At 72.6% G+C, this 20,777-nt stretch carries 15 protein-coding genes and 1 pseudogene; 12 read left to right on the top strand and 4 right to left on the bottom strand.

Annotated elements, in window-relative coordinates; genetic code table 11:
- Positions 1-110 precede the first annotated feature (110 nt).
- The gene (locus ACXAHD_RS24085; protein ID WP_475053339.1) at positions 111-1,313 is read right to left on the bottom strand and encodes a hypothetical protein; all 1,203 of its coding nucleotides are present in this window, start codon (positions 1,311-1,313) and stop codon (positions 111-113) included.
- Positions 1,314-1,688: 375 nt separating this feature from the next.
- On the opposite strand from ACXAHD_RS24085, the gene hisI reads away from it, so the two are divergent.
- From hisI to ACXAHD_RS24070, 3 genes are read left to right on the top strand one after another with little or no spacing between them, the layout of a single operon-like run.
- Positions 1,689-2,135 carry a phosphoribosyl-AMP cyclohydrolase gene (hisI, locus tag ACXAHD_RS24080; RefSeq protein ID WP_281550560.1) on the top strand — a complete coding sequence of 149 codons (447 nt, stop codon included), beginning with the start codon at positions 1,689-1,691 and terminating at the stop codon, positions 2,133-2,135.
- A complete protein-coding gene (locus tag ACXAHD_RS24075; protein WP_281550559.1) occupies positions 2,132-3,691 on the top strand; it encodes an anthranilate synthase component I in 1,560 nt (519 codons plus the stop codon). Before hisI ends, ACXAHD_RS24075 begins: the two co-directional genes overlap by 4 nt.
- Before the next feature lie 11 nt (positions 3,692-3,702).
- Positions 3,703-4,272, top strand: coding sequence for a Trp biosynthesis-associated membrane protein (locus ACXAHD_RS24070; RefSeq protein WP_475053336.1), 570 nt, complete (start codon positions 3,703-3,705; stop codon positions 4,270-4,272).
- 40 nt (positions 4,273-4,312) lie between these two features.
- Here the strand turns inward: ACXAHD_RS24070 and ACXAHD_RS24065 are convergent.
- Positions 4,313-4,555 (bottom strand): annotated as a pseudogene (locus tag ACXAHD_RS24065) (hypothetical protein); the annotation flags it as partial.
- Between the two features lie 434 nt (positions 4,556-4,989).
- On the opposite strand from ACXAHD_RS24065, the gene trpC reads away from it, so the two are divergent.
- The 5 genes from trpC to ACXAHD_RS24040 all read left to right on the top strand — a co-directional run bounded on the left by trpC (position 4,990) and on the right by ACXAHD_RS24040 (position 10,529).
- The gene (gene trpC, locus ACXAHD_RS24060) at positions 4,990-5,793 is read left to right on the top strand and encodes an indole-3-glycerol phosphate synthase TrpC (RefSeq protein WP_281555624.1); all 804 of its coding nucleotides are present in this window, start codon (positions 4,990-4,992) and stop codon (positions 5,791-5,793) included.
- Positions 5,790-7,073 (top strand): tryptophan synthase subunit beta, encoded by a 1,284-nt coding sequence (gene trpB / locus ACXAHD_RS24055; RefSeq protein ID WP_475053334.1) that lies wholly within the window; start codon positions 5,790-5,792, stop codon positions 7,071-7,073. The genes trpC and trpB overlap by 4 nt, the downstream gene beginning before the upstream one ends.
- Positions 7,070-7,870, top strand: coding sequence for a tryptophan synthase subunit alpha (gene trpA, locus ACXAHD_RS24050; RefSeq protein ID WP_475053332.1), 801 nt, complete (start codon positions 7,070-7,072; stop codon positions 7,868-7,870). Before trpB ends, trpA begins: the two co-directional genes overlap by 4 nt.
- 116 nt (positions 7,871-7,986) lie before the next feature.
- Positions 7,987-9,288, top strand: coding sequence for a prolipoprotein diacylglyceryl transferase (gene lgt, locus ACXAHD_RS24045; protein ID WP_475053330.1), 1,302 nt, complete (start codon positions 7,987-7,989; stop codon positions 9,286-9,288).
- 44 nt (positions 9,289-9,332) lie between these two features.
- Positions 9,333-10,529, top strand: a complete 1,197-nt coding sequence (locus ACXAHD_RS24040; protein WP_281550554.1) for an FAD-dependent oxidoreductase — start codon at positions 9,333-9,335, stop codon at positions 10,527-10,529.
- Positions 10,530-10,578: 49 nt separating this feature from the next.
- Here the strand turns inward: ACXAHD_RS24040 and ACXAHD_RS24035 are convergent, their stop codons facing one another.
- Complete coding sequence (locus ACXAHD_RS24035; protein ID WP_475053327.1) at positions 10,579-11,565, bottom strand: GNAT family N-acetyltransferase; 987 nt, start codon at positions 11,563-11,565, stop codon at positions 10,579-10,581.
- 146 nt (positions 11,566-11,711) lie between these two features.
- Between ACXAHD_RS24035 and gltB the strand changes: the two genes are divergently transcribed.
- The 3 genes from gltB (at position 11,712) to ACXAHD_RS24020 (ending at position 18,867) form a co-directional block, all read left to right on the top strand.
- Positions 11,712-16,331: a glutamate synthase large subunit gene (gltB, locus tag ACXAHD_RS24030; protein ID WP_475053325.1), complete on the top strand. Its 4,620-nt coding sequence runs from the start codon at positions 11,712-11,714 to the stop codon at positions 16,329-16,331.
- Positions 16,324-17,892: a glutamate synthase subunit beta gene (locus tag ACXAHD_RS24025; protein WP_281550551.1), complete on the top strand. Its 1,569-nt coding sequence runs from the start codon at positions 16,324-16,326 to the stop codon at positions 17,890-17,892. The genes gltB and ACXAHD_RS24025 overlap by 8 nt, the downstream gene beginning before the upstream one ends.
- 168 nt (positions 17,893-18,060) lie before the next feature.
- Positions 18,061-18,867, top strand: a complete 807-nt coding sequence (locus tag ACXAHD_RS24020) for an SGNH/GDSL hydrolase family protein (protein ID WP_289213162.1) — start codon at positions 18,061-18,063, stop codon at positions 18,865-18,867.
- A gap of 79 nt (positions 18,868-18,946) precedes the next feature.
- Here the strand turns inward: ACXAHD_RS24020 and ACXAHD_RS24015 are convergent, their stop codons facing one another.
- Positions 18,947-19,720, bottom strand: coding sequence for a hypothetical protein (locus tag ACXAHD_RS24015; protein ID WP_289213161.1), 774 nt, complete (start codon positions 19,718-19,720; stop codon positions 18,947-18,949).
- A gap of 248 nt (positions 19,721-19,968) precedes the next feature.
- Here ACXAHD_RS24015 and ACXAHD_RS24010 point away from each other — a divergent pair, with 248 nt between their 5' ends.
- Positions 19,969-20,652, top strand: coding sequence for a S1 family peptidase (locus ACXAHD_RS24010; RefSeq protein WP_289213160.1), 684 nt, complete (start codon positions 19,969-19,971; stop codon positions 20,650-20,652).
- The last annotated feature ends 125 nt before the right edge of the window (positions 20,653-20,777 follow it).

Raw genomic sequence — 20,777 nt, 5'->3', positions numbered from 1 at the left:
GGGGGGGGTGGGGAAGCAGCCCCGTTGGAGAGTTGGGGGGGGGGTGCGGGGGGGCGCGCTTTGGGGGGGGGGGGGGCGCCCCCCCCCCCCCCCCCCCACCACCCACAGGGTCAGATCGCGAGTAGCCGGTCCAGGAACTCCCGGTACTGCCGCAACGCCATCCGCATCGACTCGGTGTCCGGCGTCTCGTTGTGCCGGTGCGGGTCAAGTTCGACCTGTTCGGCCAGCAGCCGCTCGGCCAGCGTACGGACGGTGTGCCCGACCAGCGACTGAGCCTGCGCCAGGGCGACCTCCGGTTCGTCGACGAACCGGGCCTTGATCTCGTGCCACTCGTCGCGTAGCTCGTCGGCGGCGTCCTCGGTCCAGATGGTGATCGGCGGCAGCGTCACGTCACCCGGCCGCGCCGGCCGGACCGCTACCGGCTCCTCGTCGTGCCCGGCCGCCGGGCCGGTCGGCTCCTCGACTGTGGTCAGCATGGCAGCTTGCTCCTCGTCCTCGTCCTCGTCCTCGTCGTCGTCTTCGTCCGCATCCTCGTCTTCGTCGTCGAACTCCTCGTCGTCGTCCTCGTCGAAGCCGTCGTCGGCGGCGTAGAACAGATCGCCGGCGTCGCCGTGCGCGGTGACGGTCTCCTCGTCGTCCGCCGGGTCGTCATCCGCCCCGGCCGTCGGGCCCGACCGCTCGTCGTCAACCGGGTCGGCCTGCCCATCCGGGCCGGCGGTCGGATCCCCGTCGCCGTTCCTCTCCTGACCGGCGGCTGCGGCGTCCTGGTCGACCGGCCCGGAATCCTCCCCGTCCGACTCGGCGTCGGTCCCCGCCCGTTGCCCGGACGTCGGGTCGTCGTCCGCCTGGTCGTCTGCCTGGTCGTCCGGCTGGCCGGATACTGGTGCCGGCGGCTCGTCCTGGGCCACCGCCGTCGCGGCAGCCGGCGCGCCCCGGTCGTCGTCCTCGCCGTCGTCCTCGCCGTCGGCCGGGCCGCCCGCCGGGCCGTCGGGGTCTCCCGCTGCCCCGGCGGGCGCTGTCGCCGCGGACTCCGCCGGGTCCTGCTGAGCCGACTGCTGGTGCTCGGGTGCGTCGGGGACGGCCGCGCCGCCACCGAGCAGCTGCGTGGCGATCGGCGGCAACGGGCTCGGACCGTTGCGGTCGGCCGGCTTCGGCACGATCATCGGGATCTCCGTCGTCGCCTCGTTGATCGGGTTGTCGTCGAAGGCGGTTCGGGGCGTCGGCACCGGGGTGCCGTGCACGGGACCCGAACCTGCGCCGGTCTCCTCCGGCTTCACCGGCCCGGCGTGTGCAGGGGTGGGGGTGGGCTGCATTGCTGATCCTCCGTCCGCTTCGGCGGGGGCGACCCGGTCCCGGTGTGACCGGAGCCGTCCGCACGGGCGTGGTGCTGGGTGGTGCGCCGACTCGCTGCGCCGGCCACAGCCGACAGGCCCGGCAGACACAGACCACCGGCCCAGGTGCAGTAACCCTGAGCGGAAGGTGCGATCGGCGGGCACCGGGGCCGGGGCCCGCCGGGCAGTGGATGTGCCCGCAGACCTGGACCGTGGCGGCGCACAGCCAAGGTACTCCGGAAGCCGTACCGGCACAGCCCCCGAACCGTCGATTCCGGCCGACCGCTGTCGGGCTCACGACACCGCACGCCGGAGGCCGCGCCACAGCGGTCGGGGCGTACGGAACAATCGGGCACTGTGTCCGTACCAGATGAATCGGCAGCCGGCCCACCGACCACCGCCCGGCGGCCCGCGCCCGGCGACCCGCCGCGGAGCTCCGCGCTCGATCCCGCCGTCGCCGCCCGGCTGCGCCGCACCGCCGACGGCCTGGTCGCCGCCATCGTGCAGCGGCACGGCAGCGGCGAGGTGCTGATGATGGCGTGGATGGACGACGAGGCGCTGCACCGCACCCTCACCACCGGCCGGGCCACCTACTGGTCGCGCAGCCGGCAGGAATACTGGGTCAAGGGCGCCACCTCCGGGCACCACCAGTACGTGCGGTCGGTGCGGCTGGACTGTGACGGCGACGCGGTGCTGGTCACGGTCGAGCAGGTCGGCGCCGCCTGCCACACCGGGGCCGGTAACTGTTTCTTCGACGAGCTGCCGGTGACCGGCACCATCGCCGACCCTCAGGAGAATCGATGATCACCGGTACGGTCAGCCCGGACGAGCCGACCTTTCAGACCCTGGCCCGGCAGCGTCGGGTGGTGCCGGTCACCCGACGGCTGCTGGCCGACGGCGAGACCCCGGTCGGGGTGTACCGCAAGCTCGCCGGCGGACCCGGCACCTTCCTGCTGGAATCCGCCGAACAGGGTGCCGGGTCGGCCGGCACCGCCTGGTCGCGTTACTCGTTCATCGGGGTACGCAGCGCGGCGACGCTCACCGAGTCAGCTGGCGGTGCGCACTGGCTCGGCGATCCGCCCGACGGGGTGCCCACCGAGGGTGACCCGGTCGAGGTGCTGCGGGCGACCGTCGCCGCGTTGACCGGGCCGGCCCCGGACACCGACCCGGTCGGCGGCGGCCTGCCGCCGCTGACCGGCGGCCTGGTCGGCTACCTCAGCTACGACTTCGTCCGCCGGTTGGAGCGGATCCCCGAGCACACCGAGGACGATCTCGCGCTGCCCGAGTTCGGGTTGCTGCTCGCCACCGACCTGGTGGTGCTCGACCATTTCGACGGTACGGCGATCCTGGTCGCCAACGCGGTCCTGCCGGCGGCGGCCGACCCGGTCACTGCGGCAGCCGCCTACCACCACGCGATCGGCCGGCTCGACGCGATGACGACCGCGCTGTCCCGGCCCAACCCGCCGATGGTGTCGATGATGGACGCGCCCGCCGCGCCCGGGCCGGCGGCCCGTAGCCGCACCGCCGCGGGTGCGTACCCCAAGGCGGTCGAGGAGGCCAAGGAGGCGATCCGGGTCGGCGAGTGCTTCCAGATCGTGCTGGCTCAGCGGTTCGAGCGGGACACCTCCGCCGACCCGCTGGACGTCTACCGGGTGCTGCGGGCGACCAACCCCAGCCCGTACATGTACCTGCTGCGGTTCGACGACTTCGACGTGGTGGGCTCCTCGCCGGAGGCGCACCTCAAGGTCACCGTCACCGCCGGCGGCACCCGGCGGGCGATGCTGCACCCGATCGCCGGCACCCGGCGGCGGGGCGCCACCCCGCAGGTCGACGCCGCCCTCGCCACCGAGCTGCTCAACGATCCGAAGGAACGTGCCGAGCACGTGATGCTGGTCGACCTGGGCCGCAACGATCTCGGCCGGGTCTGCCGGCCGGGCACCGTCGAGGTGCCCGAGTTCGCCACCGTCGAGCGGTACAGCCACGTGATGCACATCGTGTCGACGGTCGTGGGCGAGCTGCGCGAGGACCGGACCGCGTTCGACGCGCTGGCGGCCACCTTCCCGGCCGGCACCCTGTCCGGTGCGCCGAAGGTCCGGGCGATGGAGATCATCGAGGAGTTGGAGCCGACCCGACGTGGCCTGTACGGCGGCACCGTCGGCTACTTCGGGTTCGGCGGCGACCTGGACATGGCGATCGCGATCCGGACCGCGCTGATTCGCCGGGGCCGCGCCTACGTGCAGGCCGGCGCGGGGATCGTGGCGGACTCGGATCCGGCCGCCGAGGAACGGGAGACGCAGAGCAAGGCAGCGGCGGTGCTGGTCGCGATCGCCGCCGCCGAGACGCTGCGTCCGGCCCGGTGACCGGTCCGGGCATGTCCGCCGCGCCGGGGCGGGCCCTCGCCGGCACCGCCGTCACCTGTCTGGCCGGAGCCGGCCTGGTGATGTACGCCGCTGGACGGGACTGGGCGGTCGAGGTGACCGGGCGTCCGGCGCCGCTGCCGGCGGTCGAGGTGGCCCGTACCGGTGCCGACGTGCTGCCGTGGCTGCCGGCCGTCGCCCTGGTCGGACTGGCCGGCACCGGCGCGGTGCTGGCCACCCGAGGGCTGGCCCGGCGGCTGGTCGGCGCGCTGCTCGCGGCACTCGGCGTGGCGCTGGCGGCCGGTGGGCTGACGGTGCTGGTCGCTGGTGCCGGTCCGACCGGTCCGACGACGGACAGCACTGTGTCGGCCCCGCAGTGGCCGGCGTCGACGGTGATCGGTGCGGTGCTGCTCGCCGCCGGTGGGCTGGTCACCGCGCTGCGCTCCCGGCACTGGCCGGCGATGGGCGCCCGGTACGAGCGGAGCCGGTCCGGCGGCCGGTCTAGCCGGTCGACGCTGGACGCGTGGAACGCTCTGGACCGGGGCGAGGACCCGACTGACGACGACCCGGGCGCCGACCGGTGACGGTGGCGGCTTCAGCGATGGCGGTTGGCTCATCAGCGGCGTCGGATACCTCGACGGACCGGGCGGCGGCGAGCGTGGCCACCAGCCGGCGGATCTCGTCCCGCTGGTGGGCGCGGGCCCGGTCGGCGCAGATCGCCTCCCAGGCGTTGCCCTTGGCGGTACGTACCCGGTGATCGCCGACCACGGCCCGTTCCATGGTGTGCACGACCTCGGCGGCCAGCGAGACCACGGCCCGGGGGATGGCGATCAGGTCGACATTGGCGTCCCGTGGTGTGCTGCTCATGGCGTCCCCCAGGTGGTTGCGTGGCCGGCGGCTACCGCCGACCAGTCTGCCCGAACCCATGCTGACCGGGGGCTGTTTCACAGCGGTGACCCGCAGGTCAACTATCGCCCAACGGGGCGGGCGGCACCCGTACCACCGGTGTTGATCTGCACCACAGCGGAGCCGGCACCGCCGACACGATATGATCAGTGTCGATGGGGTCCGGTGCTGCCCGGGTGGCCCGGCCCCCGGTTGGTCGTTGGCACGGTGGGTGACGCCCTTCTCACAAAAGTTGGGCATTATGCCCCAGCCCAGATGGTGAGGCGCGCCATACCCCCGACTCCGGCTCACCTGCGTCGCCACCTAGCATCGGGCGCATGACACCCGGAGAGGGGAGTCCGTTGGTGACTGCTGACCAGGAGGACAGCGCCGGACCGTCGGCGCCGGCGCTCGGAGTGCTCGACGAGATCATCGCCGGCGTCCGAGCCGAGGTACAACGCCGCGAAGGGCTGGTCCCGCTGAGCCGGATCCGTGAGCTCGCCGCCGCCGCGCCGCCGCCAATTGACGCCTGCGCAGCGCTGCGCAAGCCTGGGGTCGGGGTGATTGCCGAGGTCAAGCGGGCCTCGCCGTCCAAGGGTGCGCTGGCCGACATCCCGGACCCGGCCGACCTTGCCTCGGAGTACGCCGCCGGCGGTGCCCGCTGCATCAGCGTGCTGACCGAGCAGCGGTGGTTCGGCGGCTCACTGGACGACCTCACCGCCGTACGGGCCGCCGTCGACGTGCCGGTGCTGCGCAAGGACTTCATTGTCTCCAGCTACCAGGTGCACGAGGCCCGCGCCCACGGCGCCGACCTGGTCCTGCTGATGGTGGTAGCGCTGGAGCAGAACGTGCTGGTCGGTCTGCTGGAGCGGATCGAGTCGCTGGGCATGACCGCGCTGGTCGAGGTGCACACCGAGGAGGAGGCCGACCGGGCCCTCGAAGCCGGCGCCCAGGTCATCGGGGTCAACGCCCGTGATCTGCGCACCCTGGAGGTGGACCGGTCGGTGTTCGAACGCATCGCGCCAGGGCTGCCGAACAGTGTCGTCAAGATCGCCGAGTCGGGGGTGCGCGGGCCGCACGACCTGATCCGGTACGCGTCGGCCGGCGCCGACGCCGTCCTGGTCGGTGAGGGCCTGGTGACCCAGAAGAGCCCCCGGGACGCGGTCGCCGAGCTGGTCAACGCCGGCAACCACCCGGCGACGCCGAGGCCGGTCCGATGAACGCCCCGAACGTCACCGGCGTCGACGCGCCGGGCACCGGCGTGGGGTCCGCCGCGCTGCCCGACGACACCGGCCACTTCGGCCGCTACGGCGGACGCTTCGTCCCGGAGGCGCTGATCGCCGCCCTCGACGAGCTGGATGTCGCGTACCGCAAGGCGATGTCCGACGACGGCTTCCGGGCCGACTTCGACCGACTGCTGCGCGACTACGCCGGCACCCCGTCGCTGCTCTACCGGGCCGAGCGGCTGTCCGCGCAGGTCGGCGCGACGGTGCTGCTCAAACGGGAGGACCTCAACCACACCGGCGCGCACAAGGTGCGCAACGTGCTCGGCCAGGCGTTGCTGACCCGGCGGATGGGCAAGCCCCGGATCATCGCCGAGACCGGCGCCGGTCAGCACGGTGTGGCCAGTGCCACCGCCGCCGCCCTGCTGGACCTCGAATGCGTGGTCTACATGGGCGAGGTAGACACCGAACGGCAGGCACTCAACGTGGCCCGGATGCGGATGCTCGGCGCCACCGTGGTGCCGGTGACCACCGGGTCGCGTACCCTCAAGGACGCGCTCAACGAGGCGCTGCGTGACTGGGTGGCCAGCGTCGACCACACCCACTACCTGATCGGCACCGCCGCCGGCCCGCACCCGTTCCCGGTGATGGTCCGCGACTTCGTGCGCGGCATCGGCGACGAGGCCCGCCAGCAGTGCCTGGACAGCCTCGGCGCGCTCCCGGACGCGGTCACCGCCTGCGTCGGCGGCGGCTCCAACGCCATCGGCATCTTCCACGCCTTCGTCGGCGACGACCAGGTCCGGCTGTACGGCTTCGAGGCCGGCGGGGACGGGGTGGCCACCGGCCGGCACGCGGCCAGCATCACCGGCGGTGCCGCCGGAGTGCTGCACGGTGCCCGTACCTACCTGCTGCAGGACGACGACGGGCAGACCCTGGACTCGCATTCGATCTCGGCCGGGCTGGACTACCCGGCGGTCGGGCCGGAGCACGCCTGGCTGCACGACGCCGGCCGGGCCCGCTACCAGCCGGTCACCGACGCCGAGGCGATGACGGCGTTCCAGCTGCTCTGCCGCACCGAGGGGATCATCCCGGCGATCGAGAGCGCACACGCGCTCGCCGGCACCCTGCGGATCATCCCGGAACTCACCGCCGAGCTGGGGCGCGAGCCGACCATCGTGGTCAACCTCTCCGGGCGCGGCGACAAGGACGTACACACCGCCGGCGCCTACTTCGGCATTCTCGACGGGCAGGACCGACTCGACGGGCAGGACCGATGAGCATCTCGGTGGCGTTCGACAAGGCCCGGGCCGAGGGCCGCGCCGTGCTGGTCGGCTGCATGCCGGCCGGCTTCCCCAGCGTCGACGACAGCATCGTCGCGATGCGGGCGATGGTCGACGCCGGGGTCGACGTCATCGAGGTCGAGCTGCCCTACTCCGACCCGGTGATGGACGGCCCGGTGATCCAGCGGGCCAGCGACATCGCCCTGGCCGGCGGGGTCCGCACCGCCGACGCGCTGCGGATCATCGAGGCAGTCGCCGCGACCGGCGCGCCGGTGGTGACCATGACCTACTGGAACCCGATCGAGCGGTACGGCGTCGACGCCTTCGCCCGTGACCTGGCGGCGGCCGGCGGCACCGGGCTGATCACCCCGGACCTGATCCCGGACGAGGCGGACGAGTGGCTGGCCGCCTCGGACGCGTACGGCCTGGACCGGACCTTCCTCGTCTCGCCGTCGTCGACCGACGCGCGGCTGGCGATGACCGTGCGGCACTGCCGGGGTTTCGTCTACGCCACCGCGCTGATGGGTGTCACCGGGGCCCGCGAGCAGTCGTCCGGCGCGGCACCGACCCTCGTCAGCCGACTGCGCCAGCTCACCGACCTGCCGGTCGGCGTCGGTCTCGGGGTGGGCAACGGTGCCCAGGCGGCCGAGGTCGGTTCGTTCGCCGACGGGGTGATCGTCGGCAGCGCGTTGATCCGGTGCCTGCTGGACGGGGCAGACCTGCCCGCCGGGCTGGCCGCGTTGCGGTCGCTCAGCGGTGAACTCGCCGCCGGGGTACGTGCCGTGACCCGGTGAAGCGGGTTGGGCGTCTTGGCAAAGCAGGCACCGTGACCTGGTCAGCCGGCGACACGCCTGACGCTGGCTGACCGGGGGTCACTGGTTCGGGGTCCACGACGGTAGCGTGTGCACCCGTGACACTCGCCGCGATCCCCAGCCCGGCCACCGCTGTCTGGCAACTTGGTCCGATTCCCATCCGGGCGTACGCGCTCTGCATCGTCCTCGGCATCGTGGTGGCCAGCGCGGTCACCGAGTACCGGCTCCGCCAGCGCGGGGTCCGGCCGTGGGCGGTGCTGGACATCGCCATCTGGGCGGTGCCGTTCGGCATCCTCGGTGCCCGGCTCTATCACGTCATCTCCTCGCCGCAGGCGTACTTCGGAGCCAACGGCAACCCGATCGAGGCGTTCTACATCTGGCAGGGCGGTCTCGGTATCTGGGGCGCTGTCGCCGGTGGCGCGGTCGGTGCCTGGCTGGCCGGCCGACAGCTGGGCATCCCGCTCAGCGTGATCGCCGACGCGCTCGCTCCCGGCCTGCCGCTCGCCCAGGCCGTCGGCCGGTTCGGCAACTGGTTCAACAACGAGCTGTACGGCGGCCCGACCACCTTGCCGTGGGGCCTGCAGGTGCACCAGATGGACCGCAGCAACCCCGGTCAGGCGCTGCGCGACCCGGATGGCAACCCGGTGCTGGAGCCGGGGCTGTACCACCCGACGTTCCTGTACGAGGCGATCTGGAACGTCGGTGTCGCCGCGCTGGTGCTGCTCGCCGAACGCCGTTGGAAGCTCGGTGCCGGTCGGGCGTTCGCGGTGTACGTGGCGGGCTACACCGCCGGGCGGTTCTGGATCGAGATGATGCGGACCGACGAGGCCAACGAGATCTTCGGTGTCCGGCTGAACGTGTGGACCTCGGCGGTGGTCTTCCTGGCCGCGCTGGTCTATCTCGTCCGGGTACGCGGCCCGCAGCAGTTCCTCGTCCCGTTGGACGAGGAGGGCCGGCCGATGCCGCCCGTCGGCGGGTCGACGTCGGCCGACGCCGGCTCGGACGAGGCCGGGCCGGGCGCCGCTGGCTCGGGCGCCGCTGGCTCGGGCACCGCCGGGCCGGCCAAGAGCGGGGCGACCGGATCCGGGGCAGCCGGTGAGGTGTCCCAGGTCGACGTGTCGGGCAAGAAACCCGCCGCCGAGTTGGCCGCCGGCTACCGGGTGGTCACCGAGGAACAGTTCCGGCGGTACGAGAGCACCGGTGAGCTGCCGGCCGAGACCACCGCCGGGACCGGCATCGAGGCCACGTCGGCGGCCGAGATCACTCCGGCGGCCGCGACCGAGCCGGCCGCTGACCCGTCGGCCGCCGAGCCGACCGACACCGCGACCGGCACCGGCACCGACGGCGTCGCTGGAGCCGACGCCGAGACCGGTGCCGGCACCGGCAAGACCGGAAGCTGACCGCCGGTCGGCGGGCGCCGGCCGACCGGGGGAGAGGGGGCGGGATGCGTACTGCGGTCGTGGTGGGGGCGGGTATCGGCGGTCTGGCGGTCGCCGGTGCCCTGGCCCGCACCGGTTGGCGGGTCACCCTGCTGGAACGTGAGGACCGGGTCCGGTCCGACGGCACCGCCCTGGTGCTCTGGCCCAACGGTGTTCGCGCGTTGCGGGCGTTGGGCCTCGGTGCCGGGCTGGAAGCGATCGCCACCCCGGTGTCGCACACCGGGGTACGTCGCCCCGACGGGCAGTGGCTGGTGCAGCCCCGGCCGCAGCCGGAGGACCGCGCCCCCGTGGTGGTGCACCGGGAGGATCTGCACGACGCGCTGATCGCCGGTCTCGGCGAGCAGGCCGAGATCCGCACCGGGGTGACCGTGAAGGGCCTGCGGCCGGCGGTGGACCGGCCGGCGGTGACCATCGGCAGGGGCGTCGTCGAGGCCGATCTGGTGGTGGCGGCGGACGGTGTGCACAGCGCGTTGCGTCCGGCGTTGGCCCCGGGCAGTTCGGTGGTCAGCTCCGGGTGCTCGGCCTGGCGGGCGGTGATTCCCTGGTACCGGGCGCCGCAGCTGGCCGCCGGCCAGGTCGGCGGCGAGATACTCGGCGCCGGCTACCGGTTCGTCTCGGCGTCGCTGGGTGAGCGGGGTTCGGCCGGCGGCTCCAGCCGGGGCGGCATCTACTGGGTGGCGACGGCCGCCGGGGCCTCCCGCCCGGAGCCGCCGGCGACCCAGCTGACCCTGCTGCGCCGCTGGTTCGCCGGCTGGCCGGCCCCGGTGGGCGAGCTGCTCGCCGCCACCGAGCCGGCTGACCTGGTCCAGCAGGAGGTCCGCGAGCTGCGGCCGCTACCCCCGGCGTACGGGTTCCCGGTCGGGCCGGGCGGTGTGGTGCTGCTCGGTGACGCGGCACACGCGATGCCGCACCATCTCGGGCAGGGCGCCTGTCTGGCGTTCGAGGACGCGGCGACGCTGTGCGCCCTGGTGCGGGACACCGTGCCGGGTCCGGCGCTGGCTGCGGCGGTCGAGTCGTACAGCCGGTTGCGCCGGCCACGGGCGGTGGCGATGGTGCGCCAGACCCGGCGGATGGCGGCGGTGCTGTCGGCGCGGGGCCGGCTGGCGCTGCGGGCCCGGGACGCAACGCTCGGCACCATCAGCCCGCGGCTGATGGGCAGTGTGGCAGCCACCGCCGCGCAGTGGCAGCCGCCGCCGTCCTGACCGTGTTGCCCGCGGCGAGTGGGCTGGTCGCCTGCGGGGTGTGGGCCGGTCAGCCGCCGGGGTGGGCGGTGGGCTCGGCGACACAGGAGGTGCCCACCCGGCGGAAGCCGAGCCGGTGGTAGAGCATCGCCACGTCGTCGTCGCCGGCGGCCAGGAAGATCAGGTCGACGCCGGTGGCGAGCGCGTGCCGGGCCAGCGCGGCGGTGACGGCCGATGCCAGGCCCTGACGTCGGGCCGGTGCCACGGTGCCGACGCCGACGATCTCGGCGACGTCGTCGACCCGGTTGAGTGATCCGACGGCGGCCGGCTGGCCGCCGGCCGGCAGCACGGCCAGGGCGATGGTGTGGCTGCCGTCGGCGATCGCCGACCGTTCGTGCTCGACCAGAGCGTCCGGCAGGGCCGGGTCGACGATGGTCGGGGCCGGTGGGGCGGCGGTGGCGAGCCCGCCGGAGGCCGGCGCGGGCTGCCCGGCCGGGTCCGGTGCGCCAACGCCGGGACCGCCATTGTCGACAGTGGGAAATGTCACTGTAACAATCTCGGGGGCGTCGGCGCCGACGGTCGGCAGCCCGGTGCCGGTGCCGCCGGACGGGCCGAACGCCGCCTGGGCGATGGTGAACCAGGTGGTGAGATCGGCCGCGAAGCCGAATGAGTCCGGGTCGAGCAGCCGCACCGGCCGGTCGGCGAACCGGTCAACCGGGGGCAGAGCGGTCGGGTCGAGCACCATCAGCGGAGCCTGGCGCACGCCGAGCCCGGCCGACCTGGCCACCGCCAGCAGGTCCGGGTTGATCTCGTGGATCCATCCGAAGGACTCGGGAAGGCCCAGTTCGCGCTGCCGGGCGCGTACGGTGGTGATGTCGGCGGCGGCCGGCGGTGCGGTCACGCCTACCCGGGGACGGGCGTAGAACGGCCAACCCGCCTCCTCCTTCCGCACGAAAAGTACATAGTCACCTAGCTCTTCGGGGCGGGCGGCAGCACGCGGTACGGCATCGCAGAACCGGTCCAGCCGATCGAGGAGTGCGTTCTCCTGGTTGGCCACCTTGTGAGACTACACGTCCCATACAATGGACGTGTGATCAATTCGCACTGGTGATGTCCGGTGGCCCCTCACGTAGACTCAGAAAACTCTCCAGGGCCGACGTCGTCCCGAAACCTGTTCATGCGCGAGTGACGACAGGAGGCCCGGTGGTTCTTCCGTACCCGCAGGGACCGCACCCCTGCCCGCCGCAGGCATCCCAGCCGCCGGCGCAGGGTCTCTACGACCCCGCCCACGAGCACGACGCGTGTGGTGTCTCTTTCGTGGCGGACCTCAACGGCCGCCGCTCGCACGACGTGGTGGCCAAGGGCCTGGCCGCGCTGTGCCGGCTCGACCACCGTGGTGCGCGGGGTGCGGAGCAGAACACCGGTGACGGCGCCGGCATCATGATCCAGGTCCCGGACGAGTTCCTGCGGGCCGTCGTCGACTTCGACCTGCCGCCGGCCGGGCAGTACGCCACCGGCCTGGTGTTCCTGCCCGCTGAACCGGCCGACGAGGCCCGGGTCCGCCGGATCGTCGAGAAGTACGCCCTGGTCGAGGGCGCCGACGTGCTCGGCTGGCGGGACGTGCCGGTGCAGCCGGACGGGCTCGGCGAGACCGCCGACGCCGCCCGCCCCCGGATCGCGCAGCTCTTCCTGTCCGCGCAGCGGCTGACCGACTCGGCGGCCGGCCCGGCCGGCACTCCGTTGGCCGGGCTGGACCTGGACCGGGTGGCGTTCTGCGTACGCAAGCAGGCCGAGCGGGAGAGCGCCGAGCGCGGCGCGACCGCCTACTTCCCGTCGCTGTCCGGCCGGACCATGGTCTACAAGGGCATGCTCACCCCCGACCAACTGCCCGAGTTCTACCCCGACCTGCGCGACGAGCGGGTGGCCAGCGCGATCGCCCTGGTGCACTCGCGGTTCTCCACCAACACGTTCCCGTCCTGGCCGCTGTCGCACCCGTACCGGTTCATCGCGCACAACGGCGAGATCAACACGATCCGGGGCAACAAGAACTGGATGAACGCCCGCGAGGCACTGCTCGCCACCGGTGACATCCCCGGCAACATCCGCCGGCTGTTCCCGGTCTGCACCCCGCAGGCGTCCGACTCGGCTAACTTCGACGAGGTCCTCGAACTGCTGCACCTGGCCGGGCGCAGCCTGCCGCACGCCGTACTGATGATGATCCCGGAGGCCTGGGAGAACGACCCCGGGATGGAGCCGGCGAAGCGTGACTTCTACCGCTTCCACGCCAGCTTGATGGAGCCGTGGGACGGTCCGGCCTCGGTTGCCTTCACCGACGGTGAGCTGGTCGGTGCGGTGCTGGACCGCAACGGGCTGCGGCCGGGCCGCTGGTGGCGCACCAGTGACGGCCTGGTGGTGCTGGGCAGCGAGGCCGGCGTGCTCGACCTCGACCCGGCGACCGTGGTCGCCAAGGGCCGGCTGCGGCCGGGCCGGATGTTCCTGGTCGACACCGCCGTCGGGCGCATCGTCGAAGACGAGGAGATCAAAGCCGAGCTGGCTGCCGCCCACCCGTACGGCGACTGGCTGCACGCCGGCCTGATCGACCTGCGGGACCTGCCGGAGCGGGACCACATCGTCTACGCGCACGACTCGGTGCAGCGCCGCCAGCAGACCTTCGGCTACACCGAGGAGGAGCTGAAGATCCTGATCGCGCCGATGGCTCGCAAGGGCATCGAGCCGATCGGATCGATGGGCACCGACACCCCGATCTCGCCGCTGTCGACCCGGCCCCGGCTGCTGTTCGACTACTTCCACCAGCTGTTCGCCCAGGTCACCAACCCGCCGCTGGACGCCATCCGGGAGGAGATGGTGACCAGCCTGCAGTCGACCATCGGCCCGGAGGCCAACCTGCTCGACCCGGGTCCGGCGTCCTGTCGGCAGATCGTGCTGCCGTACCCGATCATCGACAACGACGAGCTGGCCAAGATCCTGTCCATCGACGAGGACGGCGACCTGCCCGGCTTCAAGGCGGTCCGGGTCTCCGGCCTGTACCCGCTGCGTGACGGCGCCGCCGGCATCAAGGCCCGGCTCACCGAGATCTGCCGGCACGTGTCCGAGGCGATCGAGGACGGCGTACGGATCTTCGTCCTGTCGGACCGGGACTCGACCGTCGACCTGGCGCCGATCCCGTCGCTGCTGCTCACCGCCGCCGTGCACCAGCATCTGGTGCGTGAGCAGACCCGCACCCAGGTGGCGTTGCTCGTCGAGTCCGGCGACTGCCGCGAGGTGCACCACGCCGCCGTGCTGATCGGCTACGGCGCCGCCGCGGTCAACCCGTACCTGGCCTTCGAGTCGGTCGAGGACCTGATCGCCACCGGCGCGCTGGCCGGTATCACCTCCACCGAGGCGATCGGCAACTACGTCAAGGCGCTCGGCAAGGGCGTGCTCAAGATCATGTCGAAGATGGGCATCTCGACGGTCTCCTCGTACTGCGGGGCCCAGGTCTTCGAAGCGGTCGGCCTGGACCCCCGGCTGGTCGAGCGCTACTTCGCCGGCACCCCGGGCACCGTCGGCGGGGTCGGGCTGTCCGGCATACACGCCGAGGTCGCCGCCCGGCACGACCGCGCGTACCCGTCGAACAGCGCCGAACGCTCGCACCGCCGCCTCGACGTCGGCGGCGAGTACCAGTGGCGGCGTGAAGGTGAACTGCACCTGTTCAACCCGGAGACGGTGTTCCTGCTGCAGCACGCCACCCGCTCCGGGCAGTACGACGTGTTCCGCCGCTACACCGCCACCGTCGACGGCCTGGCCGCCGAGGCCGGCTCGCTGCGTGGGCTGTTCACCCTGCGCGACGGGGTCCGCGAGCCGGTGCCGATCGACGAGGTCGAACCGGCCAGCGAGATCGTCAAGCGGTTCTCCACCGGCGCCATGAGCTACGGGTCGATCTCCGCCGAGTCGCACGAGACCCTCGCCGTCGCGATGAACCGTCTCGGCGGGCGGTCCAACACCGGCGAGGGCGGCGAGGACGTCGACCGGCTCTACGACCCGGCCCGCCGTTCGGCGGTCAAGCAGATCGCCTCCGGCCGGTTCGGTGTCACCAGTGAGTATCTGGTCAACGCCGACGACCTGCAGATCAAGATGGCGCAGGGGGCCAAGCCGGGTGAGGGCGGCCAGTTGCCCGGCAACAAGGTGTGGCCGTGGATCGCCAAGACCCGCCACGCCACCCCCGGCGTCGGGCTGATCTCCCCGCCGCCGCACCACGACATCTACTCGATCGAGGACCTCGCCCAGCTGGTGCACGACCTCAAGTGCGTCAACCCGGCCGCCCGGGTGCACGTCAAGCTGGTCAGCGAGATCGGCGTCGGCACTGTCGCCGCCGGCGTCGCCAAGCTCAAGGCCGACGTCATCCTGATCTCCGGGCACGACGGCGGCACCGGTGCGTCCCCGCTGAACTCGCTCAAGCACGCCGGCACCCCGTGGGAGCTGGGCCTGGCCGAGACCCAGCAGACGCTGCTGCTGAACAAGCTGCGTGACCGGGTCACCGTCCAGGTCGACGGCCAGCTCAAGACCGGCCGGGACGTGCTGATCGCGGCGCTGCTCGGCGCCGAGGAGTACGGCTTCGCCACCGCCCCGCTGATCGTCTCCGGCTGCGTGATGATGCGCGTCTGCCACCTGGACACCTGCCCGGTCGGCATCGCCACCCAGAACCCGGTGCTGCGGGAACGCTTCACCGGCAAGCCGGAGTTCGTGGAGAACTTCTTCCTGTTCCTCGCCGAGGAGGTCCGCGGCTACCTGGCCGAGCTGGGCTTCCGGTCAATCGACGAGGCGATCGGCCGGGCCGACCTGCTGGACACCACGCCGGCCGTGGAGCACTGGAAGGCCAGGGGCCTGGACCTGTCCGCGGTGCTGCACGTGCCGGCGCTGCCGGCCGGTGCCGCGCTGCGCGGCGTCCGCGCCCAGGACCACGGTCTGGACAGGGCCCTGGACAACGAGCTGATCACCCTGGCCGGACCGGCGTTGACCGAGCGGACCCCGGTGCGGGCGTCGGTGCCGGTCCGCAACGAGCACCGCAGTGTCGGCGCGATGCTCGGCGGCGAGGTGACCCGCCGGGTCGGCGGGGCCGGGCTGCCCGACGACACCATCGAGTTCACCCTGACCGGCACCGCCGGGCAGTCGTTCGGCGCGTTCCTGCCGCGCGGGGTGACGCTGCGGCTGGTCGGCGACGCCAACGACTACGTCGGCAAGGGCCTGTCCGGTGGTCGGCTGATCGTCCGCCCGGACCCGGCGGCCCCGTTCGCGGCGCCCGGTGGCGCCGGTGCCGAGGAGCAGATCATCGCCGGCAACACCATCCTGTACGGGGCGACCGCCGGTGAGCTGTTCCTCCGCGGGCGGGTCGGCGAACGGTTCGCGGTGCGTAACTCCGGTGCGGTCACCGTCGTCGAGGGCGTCGGCGACCACGGCTGCGAGTACATGACCGGCGGTACGGTCGTCGTGCTCGGCCCGACCGGGCGCAACTTCGCCGCCGGCATGTCCGGCGGTACGGCGTACCTGTGGCGCCTCGACGAGAACCTGGTCAACCGGGAGCTGGTGGATCTGGAGCCGGTGGCCGCCGACGCCGAGCCGATGCTGCGTGAGCTGGTCGAGCGGCACTTCGCCGAGACCGACTCGGCGGTGGCTGAGGCGCTGCTCAAGCGCTGGCCGGAGGCGGTGGAGGAGTTCACCGTGGTGGTCCCGCGCGACTACCGACGGGTGCTGGAGACGATGAGGGCCGCCGAAGCCGCCGGCCGTGACGTGGATGAGGCCGTCATGGAGGTGGCTCGTGCCTGACCCGACCGGATTCCTGCGGATCGACCGGCGGCTGCCGCATCGCCGACCCGTGCCGGTGCGGATCATGGACTGGCGGGAGGTCTACCCGCCGGCCACCGATGAGCTGATCCGCGAGCAGGCGACCCGCTGCATGGACTGCGGCATTCCGTTCTGCCACGACGGCTGCCCGCTGGGCAACCGCATCCCGGACTGGAACGACCTGGTCCGTACCGGTGGCTGGGCGTCGGCGATCGAGTCGCTGCACGCCACCAACAACTTCCCGGAGTTCACCGGCCGGCTCTGCCCGGCGCCCTGTGAGGCGGCCTGCGTGCTGGGTATCGCCGGCGGCGCGCCGGTCACCATCAAGCAGGTCGAGGTGGAGATCATCAACCGGGCGGTCGGCGCCGGTCTGGTCACTCCGCATCCGGTGCCGGAGCCGTCCGGGCGGCGGGTCGCGGTGGTCGGTTCCGGCCCGGCCGGGCTGGCCGCCGCCCAGCAGCTGGCGCGCGCCGGGCACGCGGTCACCGTCTTCGAGCGTGACGACGCCATCGGCGGCCTGATGCGGTACGGCATCCCCGACTTCAAGTTGGAGAAGGAGCACATCGATCTGCGGTTGGCCCAGTTGGCGGCCGAGGGCGTGCAGTTCCGCACCGGAGTGAACGTCGGCGTCGACGTGACCGCCGAGCAGTTGCGCGCCGACCACGACGCGGTGCTGCTGGCCTGCGGGGCGCTGGCCGGCCGGGACACCCCGGCGACGCCGGGCCGGGCGCTTCGCGGGGTGCACCTGGCGATGGAGCACCTGGTCGAGTCGAACCGGGTGGTGGCGGCTGCGGCGGCGCACGCCCGCACGGCCGAGGCGGCCGGGGTGGTGGCCGTCGAGCCGCCGTCGGAGTCCGGGTCATCGCACGTGGACGGCGTACCGGTGGACCGGCCGGCGATCGACGCGGCCGGCCGGCACGTGGTGATCATCGGCGGGGGTGACACCGCCGCCGACTGCCTCGGGGTGGCGCACCGGCAGGGTGCGGCCGGGGTCTACCAGCTGGACCTCTACCCGGAGCCGCCGAGCGCCCGCGACGAGGCCCGGGACCCGTGGCCGACCTGGCCGTGGGTGCTGCGCGAGTACCCGGCGCACGAGGAGGGCGGCGAGCGGGTCTTCGCCGTCGCGGTGCAGGAGTTCGTCGACGACGGCACCGGCGCGGTACGGGCGGTCCGCATCGCCGAGGTGACAGTGACCAAGCGTGACGGCGAGCGGATCCTGACCGTGGTGCCGGGCACCGAGCGGGAGCTGCCGGCGGACCTGGTGCTGCTGGCGATCGGCTTCGAGGGCACCGAGCAGCAGCCGTTGCTGGAGCAGCTGCGGCTGGTCCGTAACCGGCGCGGGGCGATCGACTCCGACGGTGACTGGCAGACCGCCACCAAGGGGGTCTTCGTCGCCGGTGACATGCACCGGGGGGCGTCGTTGATCGTGTGGGCGATCGCCGAGGGACGGGCGGCGGCGGCCGCCATCCACTCGTACCTCGGTGGGGTGGGGGAGCTGCCGGCACCGGTGGTGCCGACGGCGCAGCCACTCGCCGCCCGCTGACCAGGACCGTTCCGTTCGGCCCTGCTGAAGATCTGCTGGTCTTCGGTGGGGCCGTTCCTCTTTCGGGGATGCGGATGTTTCGATAGCATTACCGGCTAGTAACAACCGTTACTCCCCACGGCCACGCGCGCGGCCACGAGGATCCCCCCATCCTTGTGAGGTCCGTCCATGCCCCTTCGTCCCCTGGCCCGCGCCGCCGTCGCGCTGGCCGTCACCCTCGGCGCCACCGGCGTCGGCATCGGCGCGGCCACCGCTCCGGCGCACGCCGCACCCGCCGCCGTGCACTATGTCGCCCTCGGCGACTCGTTCTCCTCCGGCGTCGGCGCCGGCCCCTACGAGACGACCTGCCTGCGCAGCGACCGCTCGTACGCGCCGCTGTGGGCGGCCGCCAACGCGCCGGCCAGCTTCCGCTTCGTCGCCTGCGGCGGTGCGGTCACCGACGACGTGCTCGACAACCAGCTGTCCGCGCTCGACGCCGGCACCACGATGGTCACCATCACCATCGGCGGCAACGACGCCGGATTCGCCGACGTCGTGCTGAGCTGCCGGCTGGGCAGCGAGTCCTCCTGCGCCAGCGCGGTCGACCGGGCCGAACGGTTCGCCACCACCGAACTGCCCGGCCGGCTCGACACCACCTACGCCGCCATCCGACAGCGGGCACCGGACGCGCAGCTGATCGTGCTCGGCTACCCGCGCCTGTTCGACGAGGTCCGCTACTGCGGCCTGTTCAGCATGAGTCTGACCAAGCGGTCCATCATCAACGACGCGGCGGACCTGCTGGCCGACGTCACCGCCGCCCGCGCGTCGGCCGCCGGGGCCACCTTCGTGGACACCCGGCCGCAGTTCGCCGGGCACGGCGTCTGCGCCGGCAGCCCGTGGATCAACGACTTCTCCGCGTTGATCGCCGCGTACCACCCGAACGCCGCCGGCTACCGCGACGGCTACCTGGCCGCGCTCAACACGGTCACCGGCTGACAGGCAGTGCCGCCCACCTGACGGCGCTACGTACCTGGCGGTCCGGTCCCCGCCCGCACCACGGGGACCGGGCCGCCCGTCAGGTGGCCGCCTGGTCCCGGTTGCTGTCGCCACCGCGGTCGTCGCCGGGAGTCGTTCGGTTGCTGAGGAAGTAGGCACCGAGCGCGCCAGCCAGGGTGCCGAAGACGACGACCGAGTACGCGGCCAGAATCAGCTCCAGGCCTTGGGCGAACGGATCCCGCGCCGCCATCCGCTGACCGGTGATCGTGGTGAGCGTGACGTCGTGCAGCGCCTGCGCGTAGCTCGGATAGGAGCCGGAGACCACGAGCAGCTGGCCGGCGGCGAGGATGAGGCTCACCGTCACCGCGAAGAGCCAGGCGAGCCGGTCGGTGAGCAACCGGCCGGCGGAGCGTGAACCCCGTACCGCCGCGGTGATCGCCGCACCGGCGCGGGCCGTCCGCAAGGCCAACGCCACCCGGGCGAACCGCAGCACCGGAACGGCCAGGAAGAGCAGCTGCCACCAGTTGCGCCGCCAGAACCGGCCCGGGTGATGCCGGCCCAACCAGGCCCGCAGCGAGAATTCGGCGACGAAGACCACCCACAAGGCCCAGCTGGCCGCGCCGAGCACGGCGGCCGTCGGCGGATGGGTGGTGACGAACTGGCCGATCACCAGCAGCAGGAACAGTACACCGAGGACACCGAGCGGCTTGTCGAGACGGTCGGCGAGCCGGCGCAACATCGTGTCGCGTTCCGTGTCGTCGAGCTCGGTCTCCTCGTGCTCCGAATGGTCGCGGGTGCCGTGCCCGGTCTCCCGGCCGTCGGCGTCGGCGCCGTCGTTGTCGCCAGGTCGCATCGATCGCACTTCCGACGGTCGTCGGGACACTCTGATTACGGATACTAGGCGCATTTCGGGCTCGGCGCCGGCACTACCGTCCGATCCCGGGTGTCGACGATGCCGGTCCGGCGTCCGGCCGGCCACGCTGCAATCTATGCAGGTGAATGCGCATTGTTCATCGATACCGTCAGCGATAAGATCATTGCCGGGGGTCTTTGATGAGTGGGACGCCAGGGCTGGGTGTCCGCTCAGTGAGGAGCACCGCCTTGCGTCTCCGTCAACTATTGGTAGTGGCCGTGACGGCACTCGTGGCCGCCGTCACGACTCCGTCGACAGCCGCTGGCGCACCGCAGCAGATCATCGGCGGCGACACCGTCTTGTCAGCGCCCTGGGCAGCCGCTGTCTACAGCGACGGCTCGTTCAGATGCTCCGGCTCGATGATCGCCTCCCGCTGGGTGCTCACCGCCGAGCACTGCATCGGCGGCTCGATGTCGGTACGGGCCGGCAGTGTCCATCACGCCACCGGCGGCCAGGTGAGCGCGGTCAGCGCGACCTACTCCCAGTACGGATACCTATACGACATCGGGCTGCTGTATCTCAGCACACCGATCAGCACCACGTACGTCACGCTCGCCAGCAGCGACCCGCCGGTCGGCTCGACCAACACCATCTACGGCTGGGGCCGTACCTGCCTCAACTGTCACCTGTCGCCGCAGCTCAAAACAGCCTCGGTGCAGGTGGTGTCGGTGCGGGGCCGGGACGCGTACGAGGGACCGGCGCTGCGCAGCTCCCCGGTGACCGGCATCGCCTGGCAGGGGGACTCGGGCGGTCCGCAGTTCTACAACGGACAACAGGTTGGTGTCTGCTCGAACTCCAACGGGTCGAGCTCGCAGAACTACTCCTCGGTCGCTGCCAGCCGCGACTGGATCACCTCGATCACCGGCGTCTGACCGTCGGCACCTGACCGTCCTGACCCGGGGGGCCCGACCGCTCCCCCCCCCCGACCCGGAACAAAGGTTACAACACCCCCCCCCCCCCTAGAACTTTTCCGCTGCCCCCCCCACCGAACAGTGGG

This window comes from Micromonospora sp. ABR4_055 (assembly GCF_056160425.1).
Note: the sequence above shows the minus strand (reverse complement) of the source record. Positions and strands in the feature narration are given on the sequence as shown.

Excerpts from the sequence above, each read along its gene's own strand:
- ACXAHD_RS24040 (WP_281550554.1), top strand. The coding sequence starts at position 9,333 with ATGCGTACTGCGGTCGTGGTGGGGGCGGGTATCGGCGGTCTGGCGGTC.
- ACXAHD_RS24015 (WP_289213161.1), bottom strand. The coding sequence starts at position 19,720 with ATGCGACCTGGCGACAACGACGGCGCCGACGCCGACGGCCGGGAGACC.
- ACXAHD_RS24070 (WP_475053336.1), top strand. The coding sequence starts at position 3,703 with ATGTCCGCCGCGCCGGGGCGGGCCCTCGCCGGCACCGCCGTCACCTGT.
- ACXAHD_RS24085 (WP_475053339.1), bottom strand. The coding sequence starts at position 1,313 with ATGCAGCCCACCCCCACCCCTGCACACGCCGGGCCGGTGAAGCCGGAG.
- ACXAHD_RS24075 (WP_281550559.1), top strand. The coding sequence starts at position 2,132 with ATGATCACCGGTACGGTCAGCCCGGACGAGCCGACCTTTCAGACCCTG.
- ACXAHD_RS24020 (WP_289213162.1), top strand. The coding sequence starts at position 18,061 with ATGCCCCTTCGTCCCCTGGCCCGCGCCGCCGTCGCGCTGGCCGTCACC.
- trpA (WP_475053332.1), top strand. The coding sequence starts at position 7,070 with ATGAGCATCTCGGTGGCGTTCGACAAGGCCCGGGCCGAGGGCCGCGCC.
- trpB (WP_475053334.1), top strand. The coding sequence starts at position 5,790 with ATGAACGCCCCGAACGTCACCGGCGTCGACGCGCCGGGCACCGGCGTG.